Raw genomic sequence first — 24,182 nt, forward strand, 5'->3', positions numbered from 1 at the left:
TCTTAGCGCCGGCGCGAGACTTGAGCCATCCACAAGGAGGGCAACACGATGAAAGGTCAAAGAGAGTATGCAAGCGAAGAAAAATACAGCGGCCATATCGTTTCCGATCTGCTGCACAAGTTTAGCCGCTGGTACGAACTTCACCGCGAACGCGAGTTGCTGGCCAGTCTGAGCGACGAAGCGTTGAAAGACATCGGGGTCAGTCGTGCCGATGTTGAACACGAAGCCGTGCGGCCGTTCTGGGACGATCCGATGCATAAATGATGGGCGCTACGCTACACAAACCAACTTCAGGTGAGGTAGGTTGCGAGCAGACAAGGAGATGCTCATGCCCGCAACAGTATCCTTTTCCCTTAAACAGGCGCGACGTCTGGCGCTGGCAGCTCAAGGGTTCAACGGGCGCCAGCCGCCGAACGTCAAGGCCGCCCACATCAACCGGCTGATCGAACGGCTGGGCCTGCTGCAAATCGACTCCGTCAACGCCGTGGTGCGCTCGCACTACCTGCCGCTGTTTTCCCGTCTCGGTTCCTATTCCTCTGACTTGCTCGACCAGGCTGCCTGGAGTTCGGGGCGGCGTCGTTCGTTGTTTGAATATTGGGGCCACGAAGCATCGTTGCTGCCGCTGTCGATGTACCCATTGATGGGGTGGCGCATGCAGCGGGCTAAACGCGGCGAGGATATTTATCAACAACTGGCAAAGTTTGGCCGTGAACAGCAGGACGTTGTTCGCCGGGTTTTGAACTCGGTTCAAGAACAGGGCGCCGTCGGTGCGGGCAGTCTGTCGACCCGTGAAGACAAGGCCGGGCCATGGTGGGACTGGAGCGCGGAAAAGCACGCGCTGGAGTGGTTGTTCGCCGCCGGTGAAGTGACGGTAGCGGGACGGCGTGGGTTTGAGCGTTTGTATGATTTGCCGGAGCGGGTGATTCCTTCGTCCATTCTGCAGCAAGCGTTGCCCGATGAGGCCGAGGCCCAGCGTGGTTTGCTGTTGCATGCGGCGCAGGCATTGGGCGTCGGCACTGAGAAAGACCTGCGCGATTACTTCCGCCTGAACCCGGCGGATGCGCGTCCACGTCTGGCGGAATTGGTTGAGGCGGGGCAGTTGCAGATGTGCGAAGTCGCCTGTTGGCGGCAGATCGCCTATTGCCTGCCGGAGCCGAAAGTCCCGCGCAAGGTTGTCGCCAGTGCGCTGTTGTCGCCCTTCGATTCATTGATCTGGGAGCGCAGCCGCACCGAGCGCTTGTTCGATTTCCGCTATCGGTTGGAGATTTACACGCCGCAGGACAAGCGGGTTTACGGCTATTACGTGTTGCCGTTTTTGCACAATGAGCGGGTTGCCGCGCGAGTTGATCTGCGTGCCGAGCGCGCGTCAGGGCGGTTGGCGGTGCATGCAGTGCACGAAGAGGAGGTCGGGTTGGATGAGGAGGGAATGCTGGCGCTGGCGCTGAATCTGCAGCGGATGGCGGATTGGTTGGGGCTTGAGCGGGTGCAGCTCAATTGCCAGCGCGCGAGTGCAGGGCGGTTGCGGGTGGCATTGGCCAAAATCGACGACCCCCTGTAGGAGCTGCCGAAGGCTGCGATCTTTTGATCTTGATCTTAAAAAACAACATCAAAAGATCGCAGCCTTCGGCCGCTCCTACAGGGGCGGCGGCGAGGCGGTTTAGCGGCGAACTTGTTTGAGTGTTTCAGCGATGAGGAACGCCAACTCCAGCGACTGATCAGCATTCATCCGTGGATCACAGTGGGTGTGATAGCGATCCGACAAGCCGTCTTCAGTGATCGGCCGCGCGCCACCGATGCACTCGGTGACATTCTGCCCGGTCATCTCGATGTGAATGCCGCCGGCATAAGTCCCTTCCGCCTCATGCACTTGGAAGAACTGTTTAACTTCACCAAGAATCTGCGCGAAATCGCGGGTCTTGTAGCCGCTGCTGGCCTTGATGGTGTTGCCGTGCATCGGGTCGGAGCTCCACAGCACTTGCTTGCCTTCACACTGTACCGCGCGGATCAGCGCGGGCAGGTGATCACCGACCTTGTTCGCGCCCATCCGTGCGATCAGGTTGAGGCGCCCAGGATCGTTGTCCGGGTTGAGCACGTCGATCAGGCGAATCAGGTCGTCGGGATTCATGCTCGGGCCGACCTTGACGCCGATCGGGTTGTTCACGCCACGGAGAAATTCAACGTGCGCGCCGTCGAGCTGACGGGTGCGGTCGCCGATCCACAGCATGTGCGCCGAGCAATCGTAGTAATCGTTGGTCAGGCTGTCGCGGCGCACGAAGGCTTCTTCGTAGTTCAGCAGCAACGCTTCGTGGGCGGTGAAGAAACTGGTCTCGCGCAATTGCGGCGAGCTGTCCATGCCGCAGGCGCGCATGAACGCCAGGGTTTCATCGATGCGGTCGGCGAGGTGGCTGTACTTCTCGGCCAGCGCCGAGTTGGCGATGAAATCAAGGTTCCATTTGTGCACCTGATGCAGGTCGGCAAAACCGCCCTGAGCAAAGGCGCGCAGCAGGTTCAGCGTCGCGGTGGACTGATGATAGGACTGCAGCAGACGTTCCGGATCCGGCACGCGGCTCTTTTCGTCGAAGCCGATGCCGTTGACGATGTCGCCGCGATAAGCCGGCAGTGTCACGCCATCGATGGTTTCGTCATTGGCCGAACGCGGCTTGGCGAACTGGCCGGCCATGCGCCCGACCTTGACCACCGGGCAACCGGCGGCGAAGGTCATGACGATTGCCATTTGCAGCAACACTTTAAAAGTGTCGCGAATTTTCGCTGCGGAGAATTCGGCGAAGCTTTCCGCGCAATCGCCACCCTGAAGCAAGAACGCCCGGCCCTGCGTGACCTCGGCAAACTGCCGACGCAGTTCGCGCGCTTCGCCGGCAAACACCAGCGGCGGGTAACTGGCCAGGGTTTGCTCGACCTGGCGCAGGTGCGCAGCGTCGGGGTATTGCGGTTGTTGCTGGATCGGCAGGGCGCGCCAGCTATCAGGACTCCAGGGTTGGCTCATCACGGTCTCTAAGGTTCTACGCACGGAAGGCCATGTTAGCAGCAATTAGTGCGTGACCTGCTCCCGCCCCATCACCGACAATCGCCGCTTTGCCACGGCGCCACAGCGGTGCCATCGCGTCACCGCGCCCGGTGACCATCAGGAGACGAAATGACTGAGGAGCGCGTCGAGCATCTGCTCGCCGAAGTACAGGACGAGTTCGGCGTGATTCGCGTGCTGGAAGTGGCTGACTACCGGTTTCTCGAATTCGGCGATGCGATCGAGCAGAGCTGCGTGTTCACCGCTGACCCGAGCTGGCTGGAATATGACTACACCCGTGCGATGCTGATCGGCGCGTTGTGCCATGAGCAGCCGGAGAGCGCGCTGTTTCTGGGGCTCGGCGCCGGTACGCTGACGCAAGCCTGCCTCAAGTTTCTGCCGCTGGAAGATGTAGAGGCCATCGAACTGCGCCCGGACGTGCCGCGTCTGGCCATCGAGTACTTGGGCCTGGATGATGATCCGCGTTTGTACATTCGCGTCGGCGATGCGCTGGAGTTGTTGCCGAGCGCTGAGCCTGCGGATCTGATTTTCGTCGACCTGTACACCGATGTCGGTCCGGGCGTCGGGCATCTGGCCTGGAGTTTTCTCGGCGACTGCCAGAAACGCTTGAATCCGCGCGGCTGGCTGGTGATCAACCAGTGGGCGACCGATGACGGCAAGCCGTTGGGCGCGGCGTTACTGCGCGGGCTCTATCACCGCCATTACTGGGAGCTGCCGGTGAAGGAGGGCAATGTGATCCTGATTGTCCCGGCGGATCTCGATCAGGCACTGGACATACAGGCACTGACCGCACGGGCCGAAGCCCTGGCGCCGCGGTTGGGGTATTCGTTGCAGTCGTTGATCAACGCGATTCGCCCGGCGACCTGAGTCGTCGTTGACGGCCCCTTCGCTGGCAAGCCAGCTCCCACAGGGTTCGCGCCGTATGCAAAATGAGTGAACGACTCGGTCACTGTGGGAGCTGGCTTGCCAGCGATGGCGCTCTGACAGGCGCCATAATTATCAGATCCCCTTAAAGATTCCAGGCCGCCGCTCCACCAGCGAGCGCACTCCCTCCTGGGCATCCTCACTCGCCAGCAACTTCTTCACCAGCGCCGGCAACCCCTGCGCCGCCGCTGTCTCACCTTCATATAGCGCCTGCCGCGCCGACATCAACGTCGCTTGCACGCCGAGTGGCGCCTGCCGGGCTATCCGGTCAGCCAACTCAATCGCCCTCGGCAACAGGTCTTCACTGGCCATCACTTCCTGCACCAATCCAAGATGCAACGCATCGTGCGCATCAAACTCATCGCCGGTCAGCAACCAGCGCATCGCATTGCCCCAACCCGCCATCTGATGAAAGCGCAAAGTCGCGCCGCCAAAAGGAAAGATCCCACGCTGCACTTCCATTTGCGCGAAACGGGTATTGCTCGCGCACAGGTTTATATCAGCGGCCAGCATCAACTCGATGCCGATGGTCAGGCAGTAACCTTGGGCAGCGACAATCACCGGTTTGCTCACACGTGGCCCGACGAAAACACCCCACGGATCGCAACCACCGGTCGGTACCTGCCAGCCTTCGGCCAGTGCCGAGCTGGCATTCACCAGATCCAGACCGGCGGTAAAGTGTTCGCCATGACCGAACACCACCGCCACCCGCGCTTCTTTGTCGGCCTCGAACTCACCGTAGGCCAGGCTCAGGTCATTGAGCAGGTCAAGGTCGAACGCATTGCGCTTGGCCGCTCGGTCCAGGCCAATCAAATGGACGTGACCACGGCGTTCACGGCTGACGCGGCCGGAGCAGGGCTGATTCATGGCAAAATCCTCGAGCGGGAAGGGCGGTTGCAGCGACGGTATGCCGCATGTCGGTGAATCGTTTAAGCGTCATCGCCCGCAGGGCCGGGCCTTTGAAAAATAGACCTTGGCGCGATTATCCGCAAAACCCCGTTACACAGCGGTGACACACGCATTCAGACGATAAAAAAAGCTCCCTTTTCGGGCAAAATCCGGTATAGTGCGCGCCGGCCTTTAACCGGGCCGCGTTTAGGTAGCGCAATTCCCCGAAGTCAGCTTCGGCTGCACGTCCGCATTGCGGGCTCTTCCCGGACGATTCTTTTTTTTCATTCATTCGTTTTCGCAAATCCCCGCCGACAAAGCTGCCAGGGCGACTCTTGAGTCTCAACACGGCATGCGCAGCTTTGGAGCATGGGTCTTTGCGGATGCACTTAGAGGCAGACCCATGACCCAGGAAACCGGCGGATTCGCCGCTTTTAATCTTAATCCGAATATTCTTGCAGCCGTCGCAGCGACCGGCTACGAAGAGCCTTCGGCGATTCAGCAGCAATCGATCCCGATCATCATGGCCGGCCAGGACATGATTGGTCAGGCGCAAACCGGTACCGGTAAAACCGCCGCGTTCGCACTGCCTATTCTGCACCGCATCGATCCTGCCAAGCGCGAACCGCAAGCCCTGATCCTGGCGCCAACTCGTGAGTTGGCGCTGCAAGTAGCAACCGCTTTTGAAACTTACGCCAAGCAAATGCCGGGCGTTACCGTTGTGGCCGTTTACGGCGGCGCGCCGATGGGCCCACAGCTGAAAGCAATCCGTAATGGCGCACAGATCGTTGTCGCCACTCCGGGCCGTCTGTGCGACCACCTGCGTCGTGACGAAAAAGTCCTGTCGACCGTGAATCACCTGGTTCTCGACGAAGCTGACGAAATGTTGAAGCTGGGCTTCATGGATGACCTGGAAGTCATCTTCAAGGCTCTGCCAGCGACCCGTCAGACCGTTTTGTTCTCGGCTACCCTGCCGCAGTCGATCCGCGCCATTGCCGAACGCCACCTGCGCGATCCGCAACACGTGAAGATCCAGACCAAGACCCAGACCGTTACCGCGATCGAACAGGCTCACCTGTTGGTTCACGCTGACCAGAAGACTTCGGCCGTTCTCAGCTTGCTGGAAGTGGAAGATTTCGACGCTCTGATCATGTTCGTGCGCACCAAGCAAGCGACCCTGGATCTGGCCAGCGCCCTTGACGCCAAAGGCTACAAAGCTGCAGCGTTGAACGGCGACATCGCCCAGAACCAGCGTGAGCGCGTCATCGACTCGCTGAAAGATGGCCGTCTGGACATCGTTGTCGCGACCGACGTTGCTGCTCGTGGTCTGGACGTTCCGCGCATCACTCACGTGTTCAACGTTGACATGCCGTACGACCCGGAATCCTACGTTCACCGTATCGGCCGTACCGGCCGTGCCGGTCGCGAAGGTCGTGCACTGCTGCTGGTGACTCCTCGTGAGCGCCGCATGCTGCAAGTGATCGAGCGTGTAACCGGTCAGAAAGTCGCTGAAGTCCGCCTGCCGGATGCTCAGGCTGTTCTCGATGCGCGCATCAAGAAACTGACTAACAGCTTGTCGCCGCTGGTCGCTGATGCCGAATCGACTCACGGTGAGCTGCTCGATCGTCTGACCGCTGACATCGGTTGCACCCCGCGTGCTCTGGCCGCTGCGCTGCTGCGCAAAGCCACCAACGGTCAAGCGCTGAACCTGGCAGCGATCGAGAAGGAACGTCCACTGGTGCCGAACAACGCACCGCGTGGCGACCGTCCTGAGCGTACCGGTGATCGTCCTGATCGTGGTGACCGCGAGCGTCGCGCGCCAATGCCTCTGGGCGAAGGCCGTGCTCGTTGCCGCACCGCGCTGGGCGCACGTGACGGTATCGCTGCGAAAAACCTGCTGGGCGCCATCCTCAACGAAGGCGGTCTGGCCCGTGAAGCGATCGGTCGCATCCAGGTACGTGACAGCTTCAGCCTCGTCGAGCTGCCGGAAGATGGTCTGGACAAACTCCTGACCAAACTGAAGGACACTCGCGTTGCCGGTAAGCAGCTGAAACTGCGTCGCTACCGCGAAGATTGATCCGCCCTTGGGCTGATTGATCGCACATAAAAAATCCCCGACTGGTTCGGGGATTTTTTTTGCCTGTTTTTCAGGATCAAAAGATCGCAGCCTTCGGCAGCTCCTAGATTGGAAAGCATTTCCCTGTAGGAACTGCCGAAGGCTGCGATCTTTTGCTTTTAACCGAAGCGATAAATATCCATGCCCAATGCCCCCATGGTGAATCCCTTGTGCGCCACGCTGAATGCACCTCCTGCACCCCGCGCAAAATACAGCGGCAACAAATGCTCATCGCTCGGATGACTGCGCAGCGCATTCGGCGCCTGTTGGCGATAATCATGCAGCGCCGCCTCGTCATCGGCTGCGAGCTTGTCGATCACCCAGTCACGGAAGTCCCTTGCCCAAGGCTCGACACTTTCCGGCCCGGCGTGCCAGTCCAGTTCGCGCAGGTTGTGGGTGATGCTGCCGGAGCCGATCAGCAAAATGCCCTGATCGCGCAAACTCTGCAGCGCCTGACCGACCCGGGTTTGCAGTGCTGGGCCGCCACGACTTGGCAGAGAGACTTGCACCACCGGAATATCCGCTTGCGGATACATCAACGACAACGGCACCCAAACACCATGATCAAACGGTCGTTGCGGGTCGAGGCGCGCAGGCAGGTTACTGGCGCTCAGCAGATCAGCCACCTCGGCAGCCAGCTGCGGATCGCCTGGCGCCGGGTACTGGACTTCAAACAATGCACGCGGAAAACCGCCGAAGTCGTGCCAGGTTTCCGGTTGCGCGTTGCTGCTGACCAGCAGTTCGTGGCTCTCCCAATGGGCGGAGACGATCACGATGGCTTTGGGTTTCGGTAGTTCGGCTGCCAGCCGCGCCAGCGCCGGGCCACTGGCCCCGGGTTCCAGTGCAAGCATGGGTGAGCCATGGGAAATAAACAGGCTGGGAAACATGATGGGTTCCTGAGCGTTAAGATGATTCATCTTCGGTCAGTTCATCGATCGAAATCTAATATAAGTTTTAGCGCTTTTTGATCGATTTTTTGGGAGTGAGGCATGCAGCCTGAGTTTTGGCACAAGAAGTGGGATTCGGGGCAGATCGGTTTTCACTTGGCGGACGTCAATCCGTATTTGCAGCGACACTGGGCGGTGCCGGCAACGGCGCGAGTGCTCGTGCCTCTGTGTGGGAAAAGTCTGGATCTGGCTTGGCTGGTCGGGCGCGGTCATCAGGTATTGGGAATTGAGCTGTCCGAAAAGGCTATCGAGGATTTCTTCAGCGAGCAGCAGATTCAGCCGCTGATCAGCGAGAAGGGCGCATTCAAGGTCTATCACAGCGAATCCATCGAATTGTGGTGTGGGGACTTCTTCGCGCTGACTGCCGGCGATGTGGCCGACTGTACGGCGCTGTATGACCGGGCAGCGTTGATTGCCTTGCCGCCGGCGATGCGCGAGCGCTATGCGGCGCATCTTCAACAGATATTGCCGCAGGTTGTGCAGGGGCTGTTGATTACGCTGGATTACGATCAGGCGCAGATCTCGGGGCCGCCGTTTGCGGTGGGGGATGCTGAGGTGCAGCGATTGATGGGGGATGGCTGGGCGTTGCAGGTGCTGGAAGAGCAGGATGTGCTCGGGGAAAGCGGGAAGTTCTTGCAAGCGGGCGTTACTCGGTTGGAAGAGCGGGTTTACCGCGTTTCATCCCGATAGTTCTGTGCCGATAGTGTTGGCCTCATCGCTGGCAAGCCAGCTCCCACAGGGTTCTGTTGTGTTCTCTCGATTTTCAATACACCACAGACTAGTGTGGGAGCTGGCTCGCCAGCGATAGGGTCATCAGGAGCAGCCAACTAATTCAGATGCAATAAAAAAGGCCCGCATCACTGCGGGCCTTTTCATTGTCACCGGTCAGATCAACCGCGACGACGCAGCGCGTCGATACGCTCTTCCAGCGGCGGGTGGCTCATGAACATGCGGGCAAAGCCCTGCTTGATGCCACCGTTGATGCCAAAGGCGTTCAGGGTGTCCGGCATGTGCACCGGCAGACCCTGTTCGGCGCGCAGACGTTGCAGCGCACCGATCATCGCGCTGGTGCCGGCCAGGCGTGCACCGGCTTCGTCGGCGCGGAATTCGCGTTTGCGCGAGAACCACATGACGATCGCACTGGCGAGAATGCCCAGTACCAGTTCGGCGAAGATGGTTGCCACGTAATAGGCGATGCCCTGGCCTTCTTCGTTTTTGAAGATCACTTTGTCAACGAAGTTGCCGATAATCCGTGCGAAGAACATCACGAAGGTGTTCACCACGCCCTGAATCAGCGCCAGCGTAACCATGTCGCCGTTGGCAACGTGACCGATTTCGTGGGCCAGCACGGCTTTCACTTCATCAGGCGAAAAACGCTCCAGCAGGCCCTGACTGACCGCGACCAGCGCATCGTTCTTGTTCCAGCCAGTGGCGAACGCGTTGGCCTCGTAGGCCGGGAAAATACCGACCTCGGGCATCTTGATCCCGGCTTCACGGGACAGTTGCTCGACCGTTTGCAGCAGCCATTGCTCATGACGAGTACGTGGCTGGCTGATGATCTGGGTACCGGTGCTCATCTTCGCCATCCACTTGGAGATGAACAGCGAGAACAGCGAGCCGGCGAAACCAAAGACTGCACAGAAAACCAGCAGCTGACTAAGGTCGAGATCGACCCCGTTGGCCGCCATGAACCCGTTGAAGCCAAACAGGCTCAGGGTGATGCTGGCTATCAGCACGACCGCCAGGTTAGTGGCCAAAAACAGCAGGATGCGCATCATGGTTGTAGAAATCTCCTCAAGCTAAAGATGTAGCGTACTGCGGGGTATATAAGGTGCCGCACCGGGCTATTCAACTGAGTGACTATTTCAAACTGTGTCCTACAGCGGATTCTTTGGTGCGCAGTCCGTTTCCCACGGCAGATACCGACAGGGATGACGACCAGCCGCATCCCGTCGCCATTACGTCAGACGCAGGTAAACGGTACGAATCGCAAGTGTAGAAGGCGTGCGCAGAGGCGCGATGCAGAAGTGTTGCTGAATCAGACAGTGCGCAACTCAGAGGTGTTGCGCACTGCTGGCCAGTTACTGGCGGTAGGACTTGAGGAAGTTGCCGATACGACCGATGGCCATTTCCAGATCATCGACGCGGGGCAGGGTGACGACGCGGAAGTGATCCGGCCAAGGCCAGTTGAAGGCGGTGCCTTGCACCACCAGCAGCTTTTCGGAAAGCAGCAGGTCGAGAACGAATTTCTCGTCGTTGTGGATTGGGCAGACCTTCGGGTCAATCCGCGGGAAGGCGTACAACGCGCCCATCGGTTTGACGCAGCTCACGCCTGGAATGTCGTTGAGCAGCTCCCAGGTGCGGTTGCGCTGTTCGAGCAGGCGGCCCTGCGGCAGCACCAGGTCATTGATGCTCTGATAGCCACCCAGTGCGGTCTGGATCGCATGCTGACTCGGCACGTTGGCGCACAGACGCATGTTGGCCAGCATGTCGATGCCTTCGATGTAGCTCTGCGCGTTGTGCTTCGGCCCGGAGATGGCGATCCAGCCAGAGCGGAAACCGGCCACGCGGTACGACTTCGACAGGCCGTTGAAGGTCAGGCACAGCAGGTCCGGCGCCAGCGAAGCAGTGCAGATGTGCACGGCGTCGTCGTACAGGATCTTGTCGTAGATCTCGTCGGAGAACACTACGAGGTTGTGCGCTCGGGCAATTTCCAGCATGCCCAGCAACACTTCCTTCGAATACACCGCGCCGGTCGGGTTGTTCGGGTTGATGATCACCATGGCTTTGGTGTTCGGGGTGATCTTGGCCTTGATGTCGGCCAGGTCCGGGAACCAGTCGGCGCCTTCGTCGCACAGATAGTGCACGGCGTTACCACCAGCGAGGCTGACGGCAGCGGTCCACAGCGGATAGTCCGGGGCCGGCACCAGCACTTCGTCGCCGTTGTTGAGCAGCGCCTGCAACGACATCACGATCAGCTCGGACACGCCGTTACCCAGGTAGATGTCTTCAATGCCGACACCTTCAACGTTTTTCTGCTGGTAATACTGCATGACCGCTTTGCGCGCACTGAACAGGCCTTTGGAGTCGCTGTAGCCTTGCGCGGTCGGCAGGTTGCGGATCACATCCTGAAGAATTTCTTCCGGCGCCTCGAAACCAAACGGCGCCGGGTTGCCGATGTTCAGCTTGAGGATGCGCTGGCCTTCCTCTTCCAGTCGTTTGGCGTGCTTGAGCACCGGGCCGCGAATGTCATAGCAGACGTTGGCGAGCTTGTTCGATTTGCTGAACTGCATGGCGATGTGATCCCGAAAATGAACGATCCAGACGCTGTATGAACTACCGTACTGGGATTCCTGCGTTTGCATGCCAACCGGGTGCCGGAACGTCACGCTGCAAAAAATCCGTTTGAGTGCATGTAACGCGGCTGCCAGACTGGCATCCAATGAGGCGCAATCATACGTGCCGCCCGATCCGTGGAAAAGGTACAGATCGGGCTTTTTCAGCCGCAGAGGTGTGATGATGGAAAAGTTGGAAAAAACCCTGGAAGAATGGAAAGCCATGCTCGATCCGCAGCAGTACGAGGTTTGCCGCCTCAGTGCCACCGAGCGACCGTTCTCCGGCAAATACAACGACACCAAAACCGACGGTGTTTATCACTGTGTTTGCTGCAACGAAGCATTGTTCGACTCCAAAGCCAAATTCGACTCCGGCTGTGGCTGGCCGAGCTTTTATGAGCCGATCGGCGAAAGTGCCATGACCGAACTCCGTGATACCACGCACGGCATGATCCGCACCGAAGTGAAGTGCGCACGCTGCGACGCGCATCTGGGCCACGTGTTCCCGGACGGCCCGCCGCCAACCGGCCTGCGGTATTGCATCAACTCGGTGTGCCTGAATCTCGAGCCACGCGAATAAACCGCTGAAGGCGACCTTCGGGTCGCCTTGTTTTTCGACAATTAAATTGCACGCAATTTAATTGCTCGCTATGTTTGGCCTTTCCCGACTCTCTACGGAGCCCTGAACCATGAGCGACAACCTGCTGGATATTCCGTGCACCACCATCAAAGGTGAGCAAAAGACCCTGGCCGATTTCGCCGGCAAGGCAGTTCTGGTGGTCAACACCGCGAGCAAATGCGGCTTTACCCCGCAATACAAAGGCCTCGAAGAGCTGTGGCAGACCTACAAGGATCAAGGTCTGGTCGTGCTGGGTTTTCCGTGCAACCAGTTTGGCAAGCAGGAGCCGGGCAACGAAGGCGCAATCAGTGAGTTCTGCGAGCTGAACTTCGGCGTCAGTTTTCCGCTGTTCAAGAAGATCGAGGTCAACGGCGCCGGCGCGCATCCGCTGTTCGTGCAACTGAAGAAGCGAGCTCCAGGCGTGCTCGGTTCCCAGGGCATCAAGTGGAATTTCACCAAATTCCTGATCGGCAAGGACGGCCAGTTGGTCAAGCGCTTCGCCCCGGCCACCAAGCCGCAGGACCTGAGCCGCGAGATCGAAGCTCTGCTCAAATGAACCAACTGCCCGTTGATTCGCTGAAGCTCGACAGCCAGTTGTGCTTCAAGCTGTATGCCGCATCCCGGGCGGTGATACGCGCTTACAAGCCGATGCTCGACCAGCTCGGCCTGACGTATCCGCAGTATCTGGCGATGCTGGTGCTGTGGGAATGGCGGGACGTGGCGCCGGAGCAGCCGACAGTCAAGGCGTTGGGTGAACGGCTGGCGCTCGATTCCGGTACGTTGACGCCGCTGCTCAAGCGTCTGGAACAGTTGCAGTTGGTGCAGCGTCAGCGTTCGGCGCGTGATGAGCGTGAAGTGCACCTAAGCCTCACTGCCACGGGGCAGGCACTGCGTGAGCAGGTCGGGCCATTGAAGGCCCGGTTACTCTGCGACAGTGGCGTGGATCTGAATCGACTCAATGATTTGCGCGATGGCCTCGATCACCTGTTGGGCCAGATCAAGGCGTTGTCGTAGTCGGCACCCACTGATCGAGCAGCGCGGCGAGTTCTTCACGGCGGAACGGCTTGGCCAGATAGTCGCTCATGCCCGCCGCGCGACAACGTTCGCGTTCCTCGGACATGGCGTTGGCGGTCAAGGCGACAATCGGCAGGTTTGGCCAGCGCCCGCTCTGGCGAATCTGCCGACTGGCCTCGTAGCCATCCATGACCGGCATGTTGCAATCCATCAGCACCAGATCGAATTCGTGATACTCCAGTTGATCCAGCGCCTCGGCACCGTGAGCGGCAACCACCACCTCGCAGCCGAGTTTGCCGAGCATGCCTTTGGCCACCAGTTGATTGACCGGATTGTCCTCGACCAGCAGCACTCGCCCGCGTCGCACCGAAGGTGAAGCCTGCGGGCGCGCATCATCGGTGTTGGCAATGTCCGGTTGCAGGGTTCGGCGCAGATTCTGATACAGCGCATTCCGTGCCAGCGGCCGGGCCTGTTGTTGCAGAGGCGCGAGGGCGGCGGCTTCTTCGCTCGGCAAGAAACTGCCATAAGCAGTGACCAACAGAATCGGCGCTGCCAGCGTCGGACGCAGGCCGAACAGACACTCCGGGCAATCGGTGATGACCACGTCTGGCGTCAGCCCCAGCAGTGAGTCGTCAATGGTGCGTTGCTCATAGGCCACCCCCCATGCGGGCAACAAACTTTGCAACAGCTCCGCCAGTCCGCTGCTGGCCGGGGTGATGGCGAGCACCTTGCCATTCAGTGGTGCCGCCGTGAGCGCACGGGTATGGCAGGGCAGTGGCAGTTCGGCGCAGAACTGGCTGCCGAACCCGCTTTCGGAGCTGATGGTCAGGCGTCCTTGCATCGCTTCGCAAAGGTTGTAAGTCAGCGCCAGGCCCAATCCGGTGCCACCGTACTGGCGGGTGATACCGGCTCCCGCCTGAGTGAAGGGCTGGAAGATTTTTACCTGCGCATCCTGCGCGATGCCAATGCCGGTGTCGCAAACTTCGATACGCACGCCATCCTTATAGGTCGACAAGCGCACATCGACCCGACCGAAGCGGGTGAATTTCAACGCGTTCGACAGCAGGTTGCTGACAATTTGCCGAACCCGGGTCGGGTCACCCAGCACCAGCGCCGGGAAGTGCGGGTCGATCAGGCAGGTCAGCTCGACGCTCGGCGCGGCATTCTGCGAGAGCAGATTGGCCGTGTCTTCGATCAACGAGCCGAGGTCGAACGGAATGTGCTCAAGCTCCAGCTGCCCTGCATCGAATTTCGACAGGTCGAGAATATCGTTGAGCAACTCCACCAACACCTTGCCCGAGTCGTGGGCAATCGACAGCTGCTGCTGTTGTTCGGCATTCAGCGGACCATCCAGCGACAGCGCGATCATCCCCAGCAGGCCGTTGAGCGGTGTGCGGATTTCATGGCTCATGTTGGCGAGGAACGCCGAACGTGCTTCGGCCATTTCCAGCGCGGTGCTGCGGGCGACTTCGAGTTCCTCGTTGGACTGGCTGAGCCGGGTGTTGATCGCCTTGAGCTCGGCGGTACGCGCCGAGACGATGTTTTCAAGTTGGCTGAGGTAGTCGGTCAAGCGGTTTTCTGCGTTGCGCCGTTGCTGGATTTCGGTGGCGATGTTTTCGAACTGCTGATTGGCGACTTTGACCAGCACGCCAATTTCATCGTTGCCGTGTCCGGCGGGACATTCCAGGGTGGTTGGCTCGGCACTGCGCGGGTCGCGCCCACTGAGTTCACGGATCACCCGCACCAGCGGTTTGGTCAGCATCACGTAGAACAGCGCCAGCAGCAGGCCAGTGAGGATCAGGCTGCGGGCGAAACCATTGAGCAAGGTCACCTCGGCCCGGCGCAGAAAACGGCTGCCGAATGCATAGGTGTCGACCTCGAGGCGCAACACACCCAGGGATTCGTTGGGCAAGTGATCCAGATAGAGGCGGTCTTCGAACTGACGTTTGGCACCGAACAGAAAGTCGCTGATCACCCGATAGCCGCTTTGCAGTTCCGGCCGTTTCACGCTGGCCAGCACGGTATTGTTGTTGTCGGTCAGTTGCGCGGCGATGATCGCCGGCGAGCGCAGCAGGCCCAAGGTGAGCTCCTGGGCCAGTTCTGCGTCGATGTTGTAGGCGATGCGTGATGCCGGATTGTGGCTGATTTCCAGCAAAGACAGGATTTCACGGTTGATGGAGGCGTCTTCACTGGCATAATCGATGCCGATCTGCAGCAGGCTGAGCAGCGTGCCCAGAATGAACCCGACCAGCACAGTAAGCCTGGCTTGCTTGTACGACAGCCGGTGGGTGAATTTGATATCCATGGGGTGTTGAACCACTTCCGTTTCCCTTCGCTGCTCAAGCATAGTCGATCATGTATGGATACCGAGGTTCCCGAATCGCCTTGTAACAAGGCGCCGCGCGGGAATTTTGATCTGTGGGTCGTTGCTGGATCGCCATCATCACTGTGAAAGTGCCCGAGGAGAAGACGTGGATTCCCGATTGAATGCTTTTCTTGAACGCGCCGAGTCGGTTCTGGCGCGGATCGAACCGTTGCTGCCGGCACCACGTCCGGTTATCGACTGGGGCACCTGTCTGGCTGCACGCTGGCAGCGCGACGGGCGCAGCGGTTATTTGCTGCCGCTGGAAGTCAGCCTCGATATGCGCCTGTCCGACCTGATCGGTGTTGACCGTCAGCTCGAACAACTGGGGCGCAACACTCAACAATTCCTCGACGGCATGCCGGCCAACCACGCATTGCTGTGGGGCTCGCGCGGCACGGGAAAATCCTCGCTGGTGCGCGCGCTGCTGGCGGAACACGCCGCGGCAGGTCTGCGTCTGATCGAGATCGAGCGTGATCATCTGGCCGACCTGCCTCGCGTGGTCGAGCAGATCGGAAAGCTGCCGCAACGATTTGTACTTTTTTGCGATGATTTGTCGTTCGAGTCCGGTGAAGGCGATTACCGCGTCCTCAAAAGCGTGCTCGACGGCTCGCTTGAACAGGCGCCGGATAACGTCTTGCTGTACGCCACTTCCAACCGTCGCCATCTGGTGCCGGAAAAGGAAAGCGATAACGAAAACTGGAAGCGCGTCGACGGCGAACTGCACCCAAGCGAAGCCGTGGAAGACAAAATAGCGCTGTCGGACCGGTTCGGTCTGTGGCTGTCGTTTTATCCGTTTACCCAAGAACACTTCCTCAATGTCGTCGAACACTGGATCGGCCAGTTGGCCGCCAAGGCCGGCCTGAGCTGGCAGCGCGACGAAGAACTGGACATCCTTGCCGTGCGTTGGGCCACCGGCCGCGGTAATCGCAACGGACGTTGCGCGTACCAATTCGCCCGTTACTGGGTGGGACTGAAATTGTTGGAGCACAAGGCATGATTGATTTGCAACAAAGCGGCCAGGGCCTCGAAGGCTATGGCATGTTGGCCGCACAACTGGAATCGCTGCTGGCGGACGAGCGCGACTTCATCGCCAATGCCGCACAGTTTTCGGCGTTCCTGTTCAACCAGCTCGATGACTTGAACTGGGCGGGTTTCTACCTCAATCGCAACGAGGAACTGGTGCTCGGCCCGTTTCAGGGGCAGATCGCTTGTGTGCGCATTCCATTCGGTCGCGGTGTTTGCGGCGCAGCGGCAGCCACCTTGCAGACCCAGCGGGTTGAAGACGTTCACGCGTTTCCCGGGCATATCGCTTGCGACAGCGCATCGAACAGTGAACTGGTCGTACCGCTGGTCAAGGGCGGCCGCCTGATCGGTGTGCTCGATCTCGACAGCCCGAAACTGGCGCGTTTTGGCGCTGACGATCAGGTCGGCATCGAGCAACTGGCCGCGATCTTTCTGCGTCTGACCGACTGCTGATCACGCGGTAAGGCCAGCCTTGTGCAGCAGGCTGGCCGGATCCACGGCGTCAATCTGCTGTGGGTCGAGAAAACGGCTGGCGTACTGCATGTACACACCCTCGTTGATGAACAGGCCAAACAGCTGCGCATCGATGTGCGCCTCGCGGCACATCGTCGCCATGATGCCCAGCGCCTCGCTCAATGATTTGGCTTTCTTGTACGGTCGATCGGCGGCCGTCAGCGCTTCAAAAATATCGGCAATCGCCATCATTCTTGCCGGCAGGCTCATTTCTTCGCGCTTCAAACGTTTCGGATAACCGGTGCCGTCCATTTTTTCATGATGGCCGCCGGCAATTTCGGCGATGCTTTCGAGGTGACCGGGGAAGGGCAGGTGGCTGAGCATCATGATCGTCTGCACCATGTGGTGGTTGATGATGTAGCGCTCTTCACGGGTCAGCGTACCGCGAGCGATGCTCAGGTTGTACAGCTCGCCGCGATTGTATTTGTAGCGCGGCACATCCAGTTTGAAACCCCACGGATTGTCCTCGGGGATCAGTTCGTTCACATCGCGTTCGAGCAAGTGCTCAGGCTTGTCCGCCAGCAGGTTTTCCCTGACCGGCAAGCTGGGCGCGGGTGTGCGGGACTGACGCTTGTTTTCCTCCCACGACACGCCCAGACGATCATCCAATGTGCGCAACCAAGTGCGCCGGGCCACGCCATCGAGGCGCTGCAGATCGGCTGCGGCCATGGCTTCACCGCCCAGATTGCAGCGGGCAACGAAGGCAAAATCCTCGTCCAGCGCCGCCAGTGTGGCGTTGCGTGCCTGGCTCAGCACCGTCTCATCCCCGCCCTTGGCCAGCGCCTGCCAGTAATCGATCCAGGCATCACGCTTGAGCACTTCGAAGCGGGTGCGGATTTCGTGAATGCGGTCGTTGATGGTTTCGAGTTTGGTGGCTTTGTCGACTACGTATTCGGGTGTGGTGACCTTGCCGCAATCGTGCAGCCAGGCAGCGATATGCAGGGCTTCCCACTCATCTTCGGTCGGCTGGTAGGCGCTGAAGGCCGGCGCCTGACTGGCGGCCGCGGCTTGGGCGAGCATCAGCGTCAGTTCCGGCACGCGCTGACAATGGCCGCCGGTGTAGGGGCTTTTCGCGTCGATGGCGCCGGCGAGCAATTGAATGAAGGCATCGAGCAACTGCTTTTGTCTGGCTTGCAGGCGCTGGCTTTCGATACTGACCGCCGCAGCGCCGGACACCGCTTGCAAGAACGCAATGCGATCAGGTCGCAGTTTTTCCAGATCGGCTGGTGCGCCACTGTCGTTGACCAACAGGATCAGCAAACCAATGGTTTCGTCGTGGCGGTTATGCAGGCGGATGCCGATCAAGTGGACCCGTGGCGCCTGCATGGCCGACAGGACTTTCTGCAGATCCCCGGCCTGATCGTAACCGAAGTTGCTCACTACATTGTTGCTGCCGACCAATTGCTGAAACCATGTCGGGCCGCTGTTTTTTTGTAGATCGTGTCCCTGAATGTCGAAGGTCTCCAACGCTTGAGGAGCGCCGTCGATGACCAATCCATAAGGTTCCATACGATTGCCATCGCTTTCGCGCAGGTAGATCAATCCCGCCTGAGCCTGAGCGATCTGCACGGTTTCGAACAACACTCGCTGCAGCAGCGGCGCGAAACGGGTTTCCGCGCCGAGGGTGTCGGTGATACGGAAGAAGCTCGCCAGGGTGTCCTTCATGCGCGCCATCGACAGGCTCAACTGGTCGACCTCAAGCACTGGCGAACGCCGTGCGAGGGGAAAGTTGAAGTCGAAGCTGCGAATTGCATCGGCTTCCTTGACCAAAGCGTGCAGAGGTTTGACCAGAATCCGGGAAATCAGCCAGCCCAGAGGCAGACACAGCAGCAGCGTTGCCAAAGTGATCAGCGCGCCTTGCCAGCGCAGGCGGTAGGCATCGACCAGTAATTCGTCCTCCGGCACCAGGAGCGCCAGTTGCAGGCCTTTCGGGCCACCCTCTTGAATGTTGCTGCGGGCGACGATCCATTGGCGTTCATCAGCTTGCAGGCGATTGCCTTTGTGATCGCCGTTGAGCAGCGCGTGCAGGCTTGGACTCAGGTCGGCGACTTTGGCCAGATGCGCGGTGCGATCATCGACGATCAATCGACTGCTGTCGGGATAAGCCACCGCGTTACCCTCAGCATCGAACAGCGCAATCTCGGTGGACGGCGTCACCACGTGCTTGCTCAACGTGGCAGACAGGGTCGCCAGCGTCAGGTCTGCGCCAATCACCGCGTTGTCGCCACTGCGTCGGGCCAGGGTGGTGCCGACATTGTGCGTGGAGAAAAACACATAGGGTTCGGTGGTGATCTGTTCAGATTGTCGGCGCGCGTCGAGGAACCAGGCGCGACTGCGTGGATCGTAGGCATCGTCGGGGTTGTCCTGGCGGCTGATGGGCGTCAGAGCCTGATCGAAGAACAGCGATTGCGAGTGCTGCCTGCCTTGGGCGTCGTGTTCGATGCTCCAGACCTGATAAGCGGCCCCGTCGGGTGCGTGGAGCAGGGATTGGAGTGCGGCCGTTCGCAGCGGTCGCACCATGAAGAAGTCGCCATTGGCATAACCCAGGTATAGCGAGGCGAGGGTTGGATTATCGGTGAGCGACTGGCTGAACGGCCTGAGCAAGGGCAAGCGTTGTTCGAGATTCGTCGCCTGACTGGCCGGGTTGTCCGCCAGCAGACTGAGCAAGTGCCTGATCGGCTGATAGGTGGCCGCCATGTCCAGGCGCACATCCTGTTCGATCCTTTCAAACAGCTTTTCACTGCTTGAGAGGATGATCTGCGTGGTCTGGCGATAATGGAACAGACCGAGCACCACGCCGGTGAGCAACAAGAGAAAGGTGAACATGACACTGATGTGCACGTGCAGCGGAAACCGGCGTTGCTCCGGGCGCAGTGGGCTGGGCATTTCGGACTCTCCATGATGTTTAACTCACTGCTCAGCGTCCAAGCATAGTTAAGCCCCGCTCATTCTGCTTTGCCCGGTCAGGGTCAATTGTTGCTGCAGTGCTTGCTCCAGATCGAGCATCGCCAGGCTGCTCGCTTCGCGTCGCTGACTGATCTCGTGGGCGGACATTGCCTGCTCACAGGCTTGCTCAAGGGCATCGCAACAGTCGATGAGCTGTTTTGCCTGAGCGATGCGTGCTGCGCCCTTGATTTTGTGGGCGATCAGCGCGAGTGCCTCGCGATCGTTTTCAGCGGACAATGCCAGCAACTCCTGACGATCGACGCGATTACTGTTGAGCAGCTCAGTCATCAGTCGCAACGCCTGGATCGGGTTGCCCCCGGTCAGCAGACTCAAACCGTCAAAGTTGAAGGCAGGACTGCGCGCCGCCGGCTGTACTCCTCCGACCCATTCGCTCAAGACGCTCAAGCTCAACGGCTTGAAGAGGCAATCGTCCATTCCCGCCTGTTTGCAGCGTTGCACTTCTTCAGGCAAGGCATTGGCGGTGAATCCGAGCACAATGCATGCTGGTTGCCGGTTCTGTTGTTCGTGCTGGCGGATGGCGCGGGTCAGTTCGTAGCCATTCATCAACGGCATGTTGCAGTCAGCGATCACCAGATCGTAGCGATCCTTTTGCCATTGCTCGAAACCGCTACGCCCTTCCTCGGCGATGCTGAAGCGATGACCGAGAAACTCCAGTTGCTGACACATCAGCAAGCGGTTGGCCGGATGATCGTCAACCACCAGCACATTCAAAGGGGTGTCTGATGCCTGGATGGCAGGTTCGGTTTTTCGCGGCGCCGCTTCGGCGGCAAAGGTCTGCATCGGCAGGGACATGATTACCCGGGTGCCAATCCCGGGGTGGCTGCTCAAGAGCAACTGGCCGCCCATCATTTCACACAGGTTGCGGCTGATGACCAGACCCAGTCCTGCGCCGCTTCGGCTGCGTTGACTGCCACTGTCGGCCTGGGCAAACGGCTCGAACAAACGTTGCTGATCCTCGGCACTGATGCCGACACCGCTGTCTTGCACTGTTAACTGGACGAGCGCGTGTGCAGGCTCGTCGCCGGGTATCAGATCGAGGGTTACCCTGATCTGACCCTGTTCGGTAAATTTGATGGCATTGCTGACCAGGTTGGACAACACCTGTTTGAAGCGCAGCGGATCGAGGCACACATCGACCGCGAGCTCCGGCGGATTGACGGTCAGCAGCAGGGACAGGGTTTTCTGCCGGGCCAGACCGTCGAAGATGCGTACCACGGCGTTGACCGTGTCGACGAGATTGACCCGCTCGGGCACCAGACTCAAACGCCCTGATTCGATTCTGGCGATATCGAGAATGTCGCCGATCAATCCGAGCAAATCCTTGGCCGACTGGTAGGCGGTGTCGATCGATGAGCGATCGGGATGTTCCCGGGCCATGCGTTTGAGGGTCAGTTCCAGCATGCCGATCACGGCATTCATGGGGGTACGGATTTCATGGCTCATGGTCGCGAGGAACGTGCTCTTGGCGCGATTGGCGTCGTCGGCCTGTTCCTTGGCAGCGCGCAGATCGTCGAGCAGCTGCCGGCGTTCACTGATGTCGATCCAGCCGCCGATAATGCCTTGAACATCGCCGCTGGAATCACGGTAAGGCAGAATCCAGTGATAGATCGTCAGGCGTTGGCTGCCGATGTGCAGCGGTCGATCCAGCACCAGCGATCGGCCCTCGGTAATCACGCGCTGGTAATCGGCCTGGAAGGTCCGTGCTTCGAAAGCATTGCTCAGTGAACCTTCCATCACGCTTTTGCCGATCACATCTTCTCGCCGGGCGTTGAACGCTTGCAGGTAACTGTCGTTGCAACTCTGTAAAAGCCCCGCGCGGTCGCGGACGTAGATCGGATGCGGCGTGCCATTGACCAGTGAACGCATGAATTCGTATTGATCGCCCAAGGCACGTTCGGCGGCCTTGCGCTGATTGATCTGGCGTCGCATGTAGGCGTTCCACGCGAGTAGCAACAAAAGCAGCAGACATGCACCGAGCACTACCTGATAGAACAATCTCTGATAATTGCGCCATGCGCTTTGCGATGCGGCCGAGTAACCACGCCAGCGGCCATTGATGACGCCAAGCTCTTCAGGGGCAATGCTTAACAATGCCTTGTCGAGGATCGACGCCAGCTCAGGGTTATCGCGAGCGGTGGCCAGTGAGAACGCGGCCTGTCCGGTACCGATGGTGGTCGTGATCTGTAACGGTTGCTCAAAGATCTGCGAGGAGATGAAATAGTTGGCAATAACCAGCGAGTTCACGGTGCCATCGACGCGACCATCGGCAAGCATGGATACGGCGCTGAAGGTATCCGGTGTCTCGACCAAGTGAATACGTGGAAACTCTCGGCGCAAATATTCGACCATGGGATTACCCTGCGCGATCGCCAGTTGCTTGTCCTTGAGCTGACCCAGATGCGAGGGGCTGTCGGCACTCCTGCGGGTCAACAGGACGTAAGAGTTCTCCAGATAGGGCCGGCTGTAATTCAACGTCTTTTCGCGTTGCGCGGTCGGCAACAGCGCCGCGATCAGATCAGCCTGATGATCGTCGATCTGTTTGATCATTTCGGCGTCGTTACGACTGCGCTGGATCTGAAAGCGCAGGCCGGTGCGCAGGCGAATCAACTCCAGCAGATCAGCGCTGATGCCGCGCAGATTGCCGTCGCTGTCGAAGAATGTCAGCGGTGCAAAAGCCTCGTTCGCCACCACGGTGACCACCGGGTGGCGCTGGAGCCACTCCTCCTCGCGCCCGGTCAGTTGCAGTTTCTGATCGGTCAGCAGCAGGTCACTGCCGGCACTCCAGCGTTTGGCGATATTGTCGCGTTCGCTACGGGGTACGGCTTTGATCACGTTGTCGATGATGCCCAGCAGCGAGGTGTTGTCGCGGCGCACTGCAAAGCTGAAACCATTGGCTTCCTGCTTGCCGAAATTGGCCATGCGCACGTTGTTGAGGTAACCCTTGTTGATCATGTAATGGGTGGAGAGGGTGTCGCCGAGGAACACATCGGCCTGATCGAAAGCCACCGCATTGATCGCGTTCTGGTAGGACGGATAGCAGGTGATCAGCGCCTTGGGATACAGCGCTTTGACTTCGGCCAGCGGCAGATAGTGGTAGACCATGCTCAGGCGCATTCCGGCCAGGCCCTCACTGAGGCTGCGGGTCTCACTTTCACGGGTGACCAGGACGGGCTGGTCGATGGCGTAGGGTTGCGACAGTGCGAGTCTGGCGTTGCCGGCTTCGAAGCCGTTTGCGGTGCCGAGCATGTCGATTTGCCCGTCCACCAGTGCCCGGATCGCGTCATCCCGAGAAGGGAAGCGGTGGATGCGGATCGGTAACAACGTGGCTTGGCTGAGCAGTCCCGCGTAATCGGCGGTCAATCCTTCGTAATCGCGTCCGCTGACCGTCATGTCGAAGGGTGGGTAATCAGGTGCGGAGGTTCCCAGGATCAATTCATGGCGGCTCTGTAGCCATTGCCGTTGCGAAGCCTCGAACAGAACCTGCACCGACTCGCTCGCCGAACGACTCAACAAGGCGAAGTCTGACGAGGTGTCGGCCACGCTGTACAAGGGAATGCACAAGCACAGAAAAGTGCTTAATGCAGTCAGATAATCCTTCAATCGACTGGGCATGTTGCCTCTCACACGAGTGCGTTGCGTTTGGCCATTTCGATAAGTTCTACAAGGGACTTGGCTTTCAGTTTTTGCATGAGACGCTTTTTATAAGTGCTGACGGTTTTATTACTGAGGAACATGCCTTTGGCGATTTCCTTGTTAGTTCGCCCCTGGGCAAATAGTTGCAGCACCATCAGTTCGCGATCATTGACGGCTTTGAATAGTTCAAGTTCGGTATAGCGCGCATCATCGCTGCGCACCGGGTTCAACGCCTGGCTGGGGAAATAGTTGTAACCGGAAAGTACCGCTTTGATCGCACTGACCAGTTCGCTCAAGTCTTCCTGTTTGCACACATATCCCGATGCGCCCGATTGCATGCATCGGATGCCGAACAAGGTCGGGCATTGCGCTGTCAGGATAAGGATTTTCAGGGGGGAACCCATTGCGTTGAAGCGGGCCAGCACCTCAAGGCCGTCAAGCTTGGGAATGCTGATGTCGAGAATGACCAGATCAGGCGTGCATTCGCGAACCATTTGCATGGCATCGACCCCATTGTCGGTCTCGCCAACGACCTTGTACCCCTCATGCTCCAGCAACATTCGGACGGCAAGCCGTATGACCGGGTGATCGTCGACGATAAAAACGGAGTTCATAATCAAATCCCATACAAGCACGAATAAAGCGCGCACCTTAGCTCAGTTGAATGAGTGGTCGCAGGGACCAAGGTGGCCTTAGAGGCTATATGGGAAAAGTCCTACAATTAAAAAGGACTGGGCCTACTACTGCGCCGGGTCATACGTAAGTAGGCACGACTATTTTTAGAGGTGAAGGTGC

19 protein-coding genes are annotated in these 24,182 nt (G+C 59.1%); 10 read left to right on the forward strand and 9 right to left on the reverse strand.

Going from position 1 to position 24,182, the window contains the following annotated elements; all coding sequences use genetic code 11:
* The first annotated feature begins 48 nt into the window (after positions 1-48).
* Complete coding sequence (locus EJA71_RS19930; RefSeq protein ID WP_122592284.1) at positions 49-264, forward strand: DUF1127 domain-containing protein; 216 nt, start codon at positions 49-51, stop codon at positions 262-264.
* Positions 265-328: 64 nt separating this feature from the next.
* Positions 329-1,558 carry a winged helix-turn-helix domain-containing protein gene (locus EJA71_RS19935; RefSeq protein ID WP_158959310.1) on the forward strand — a complete coding sequence of 410 codons (1,230 nt, stop codon included), beginning with the start codon at positions 329-331 and terminating at the stop codon, positions 1,556-1,558.
* Positions 1,559-1,657: 99 nt separating this feature from the next.
* Here EJA71_RS19935 and EJA71_RS19940 read toward each other — a convergent pair whose 3' ends face one another.
* Positions 1,658-3,004, reverse strand: a complete 1,347-nt coding sequence (locus EJA71_RS19940; RefSeq protein WP_158959311.1) for a class II 3-deoxy-7-phosphoheptulonate synthase — start codon at positions 3,002-3,004, stop codon at positions 1,658-1,660.
* Between the two features lie 150 nt (positions 3,005-3,154).
* Here EJA71_RS19940 and EJA71_RS19945 point away from each other — a divergent pair, with 150 nt between their 5' ends.
* Complete coding sequence (locus EJA71_RS19945) at positions 3,155-3,910, forward strand: spermidine synthase (RefSeq protein WP_158959312.1); 756 nt, start codon at positions 3,155-3,157, stop codon at positions 3,908-3,910.
* Between the two features lie 132 nt (positions 3,911-4,042).
* On the opposite strand, the gene EJA71_RS19950 is transcribed toward EJA71_RS19945, so the two are convergent.
* Complete coding sequence (locus EJA71_RS19950) at positions 4,043-4,834, reverse strand: crotonase/enoyl-CoA hydratase family protein (RefSeq protein WP_158959313.1); 792 nt, start codon at positions 4,832-4,834, stop codon at positions 4,043-4,045.
* A gap of 424 nt (positions 4,835-5,258) precedes the next feature.
* Here EJA71_RS19950 and EJA71_RS19955 point away from each other — a divergent pair, with 424 nt between their 5' ends.
* Complete coding sequence (locus tag EJA71_RS19955) at positions 5,259-6,932, forward strand: DEAD/DEAH box helicase (protein WP_008088238.1); 1,674 nt, start codon at positions 5,259-5,261, stop codon at positions 6,930-6,932.
* Between the two features lie 158 nt (positions 6,933-7,090).
* On the opposite strand, the gene EJA71_RS19960 is transcribed toward EJA71_RS19955, so the two are convergent.
* Positions 7,091-7,858 carry a class III extradiol ring-cleavage dioxygenase gene (locus tag EJA71_RS19960; protein ID WP_158959314.1) on the reverse strand — a complete coding sequence of 256 codons (768 nt, stop codon included), beginning with the start codon at positions 7,856-7,858 and terminating at the stop codon, positions 7,091-7,093.
* Positions 7,859-7,960: 102 nt separating this feature from the next.
* On the opposite strand from EJA71_RS19960, the gene EJA71_RS19965 reads away from it, so the two are divergent.
* Positions 7,961-8,608 (forward strand): thiopurine S-methyltransferase, encoded by a 648-nt coding sequence (locus EJA71_RS19965; protein ID WP_158959315.1) that lies wholly within the window; start codon positions 7,961-7,963, stop codon positions 8,606-8,608.
* Between the two features lie 200 nt (positions 8,609-8,808).
* On the opposite strand, the gene htpX is transcribed toward EJA71_RS19965, so the two are convergent.
* A complete protein-coding gene (gene htpX / locus EJA71_RS19970; protein WP_007908619.1) occupies positions 8,809-9,696 on the reverse strand; it encodes a protease HtpX in 888 nt (295 codons plus the stop codon).
* A 303-nt stretch (positions 9,697-9,999) separates the two neighbouring features.
* Positions 10,000-11,211 carry a pyridoxal phosphate-dependent aminotransferase gene (locus tag EJA71_RS19975; RefSeq protein WP_008079895.1) on the reverse strand — a complete coding sequence of 404 codons (1,212 nt, stop codon included), beginning with the start codon at positions 11,209-11,211 and terminating at the stop codon, positions 10,000-10,002.
* A 226-nt stretch (positions 11,212-11,437) separates the two neighbouring features.
* On the opposite strand from EJA71_RS19975, the gene msrB reads away from it, so the two are divergent.
* The 3 genes from msrB to EJA71_RS19990 all read left to right on the forward strand — a co-directional run bounded on the left by msrB (position 11,438) and on the right by EJA71_RS19990 (position 12,886).
* Positions 11,438-11,833 (forward strand): peptide-methionine (R)-S-oxide reductase MsrB, encoded by a 396-nt coding sequence (gene msrB / locus EJA71_RS19980; RefSeq protein WP_158959316.1) that lies wholly within the window; start codon positions 11,438-11,440, stop codon positions 11,831-11,833.
* A gap of 109 nt (positions 11,834-11,942) precedes the next feature.
* Entirely contained in the window at positions 11,943-12,428 is a 486-nt protein-coding gene (locus EJA71_RS19985; RefSeq protein ID WP_158959317.1) for a glutathione peroxidase, read from the forward strand.
* A complete protein-coding gene (locus tag EJA71_RS19990; RefSeq protein ID WP_158959318.1) occupies positions 12,425-12,886 on the forward strand; it encodes a MarR family winged helix-turn-helix transcriptional regulator in 462 nt (153 codons plus the stop codon). The genes EJA71_RS19985 and EJA71_RS19990 overlap by 4 nt, the downstream gene beginning before the upstream one ends.
* Here EJA71_RS19990 and EJA71_RS19995 read toward each other — a convergent pair.
* Positions 12,870-15,191, reverse strand: a complete 2,322-nt coding sequence (locus tag EJA71_RS19995; protein WP_158959319.1) for a response regulator — start codon at positions 15,189-15,191, stop codon at positions 12,870-12,872. The genes EJA71_RS19990 and EJA71_RS19995 overlap by 17 nt on opposite strands.
* A gap of 166 nt (positions 15,192-15,357) precedes the next feature.
* Here EJA71_RS19995 and EJA71_RS20000 point away from each other — a divergent pair, with 166 nt between their 5' ends.
* Together EJA71_RS20000 and EJA71_RS20005 are read left to right on the forward strand one after the other, a co-directional pair.
* Positions 15,358-16,248, forward strand: coding sequence for an ATP-binding protein (locus tag EJA71_RS20000; RefSeq protein ID WP_007908631.1), 891 nt, complete (start codon positions 15,358-15,360; stop codon positions 16,246-16,248).
* Entirely contained in the window at positions 16,245-16,727 is a 483-nt protein-coding gene (locus EJA71_RS20005; RefSeq protein WP_158959320.1) for a GAF domain-containing protein, read from the forward strand. Before EJA71_RS20000 ends, EJA71_RS20005 begins: the two co-directional genes overlap by 4 nt.
* Here the strand turns inward: EJA71_RS20005 and EJA71_RS20010 are convergent, their stop codons facing one another.
* The 3 genes from EJA71_RS20010 to EJA71_RS20020 are packed head-to-tail and all read right to left on the reverse strand — an operon-like array spanning position 16,728 to position 24,001.
* A complete protein-coding gene (locus EJA71_RS20010) occupies positions 16,728-19,673 on the reverse strand; it encodes an HD domain-containing phosphohydrolase (RefSeq protein ID WP_158959321.1) in 2,946 nt (981 codons plus the stop codon).
* A 48-nt stretch (positions 19,674-19,721) separates the two neighbouring features.
* Entirely contained in the window at positions 19,722-23,366 is a 3,645-nt protein-coding gene (locus tag EJA71_RS20015) for a transporter substrate-binding domain-containing protein (protein WP_158959322.1), read from the reverse strand.
* Positions 23,367-23,374: 8 nt separating this feature from the next.
* Positions 23,375-24,001, reverse strand: a complete 627-nt coding sequence (locus tag EJA71_RS20020; protein WP_158959323.1) for a response regulator transcription factor — start codon at positions 23,999-24,001, stop codon at positions 23,375-23,377.
* Between the last annotated feature and the right edge of the window lie 181 nt (positions 24,002-24,182).

Source organism: Pseudomonas sp. PB106, from assembly GCF_009764645.1.
Classification (GTDB): Bacteria; Pseudomonadota; Gammaproteobacteria; order Pseudomonadales; family Pseudomonadaceae; genus Aquipseudomonas.

Coding starts and splice junctions, on each gene's coding strand:
- EJA71_RS19945 (WP_158959312.1), top strand. CDS start 3,155: ATGACTGAGGAGCGCGTCGAGCATCTGCTCGCCGAAGTACAGGACGAG.
- EJA71_RS19965 (WP_158959315.1), top strand. CDS start 7,961: ATGCAGCCTGAGTTTTGGCACAAGAAGTGGGATTCGGGGCAGATCGGT.
- EJA71_RS19985 (WP_158959317.1), top strand. CDS start 11,943: ATGAGCGACAACCTGCTGGATATTCCGTGCACCACCATCAAAGGTGAG.
- EJA71_RS19955 (WP_008088238.1), top strand. CDS start 5,259: ATGACCCAGGAAACCGGCGGATTCGCCGCTTTTAATCTTAATCCGAAT.
- EJA71_RS20020 (WP_158959323.1), bottom strand. CDS start 24,001: ATGAACTCCGTTTTTATCGTCGACGATCACCCGGTCATACGGCTTGCC.
- EJA71_RS19950 (WP_158959313.1), bottom strand. CDS start 4,834: ATGAATCAGCCCTGCTCCGGCCGCGTCAGCCGTGAACGCCGTGGTCAC.
- msrB (WP_158959316.1), top strand. CDS start 11,438: ATGGAAAAGTTGGAAAAAACCCTGGAAGAATGGAAAGCCATGCTCGAT.
- EJA71_RS19960 (WP_158959314.1), bottom strand. CDS start 7,858: ATGTTTCCCAGCCTGTTTATTTCCCATGGCTCACCCATGCTTGCACTG.
- EJA71_RS19940 (WP_158959311.1), bottom strand. CDS start 3,004: ATGAGCCAACCCTGGAGTCCTGATAGCTGGCGCGCCCTGCCGATCCAG.
- EJA71_RS19990 (WP_158959318.1), top strand. CDS start 12,425: ATGAACCAACTGCCCGTTGATTCGCTGAAGCTCGACAGCCAGTTGTGC.
- htpX (WP_007908619.1), bottom strand. CDS start 9,696: ATGATGCGCATCCTGCTGTTTTTGGCCACTAACCTGGCGGTCGTGCTG.
- EJA71_RS19995 (WP_158959319.1), bottom strand. CDS start 15,191: ATGGATATCAAATTCACCCACCGGCTGTCGTACAAGCAAGCCAGGCTT.
- EJA71_RS20015 (WP_158959322.1), bottom strand. CDS start 23,366: ATGCCCAGTCGATTGAAGGATTATCTGACTGCATTAAGCACTTTTCTG.
- EJA71_RS19935 (WP_158959310.1), top strand. CDS start 329: ATGCCCGCAACAGTATCCTTTTCCCTTAAACAGGCGCGACGTCTGGCG.
- EJA71_RS20005 (WP_158959320.1), top strand. CDS start 16,245: ATGATTGATTTGCAACAAAGCGGCCAGGGCCTCGAAGGCTATGGCATG.
- EJA71_RS20010 (WP_158959321.1), bottom strand. CDS start 19,673: ATGCCCAGCCCACTGCGCCCGGAGCAACGCCGGTTTCCGCTGCACGTG.
- EJA71_RS19930 (WP_122592284.1), top strand. CDS start 49: ATGAAAGGTCAAAGAGAGTATGCAAGCGAAGAAAAATACAGCGGCCAT.
- EJA71_RS19975 (WP_008079895.1), bottom strand. CDS start 11,211: ATGCAGTTCAGCAAATCGAACAAGCTCGCCAACGTCTGCTATGACATT.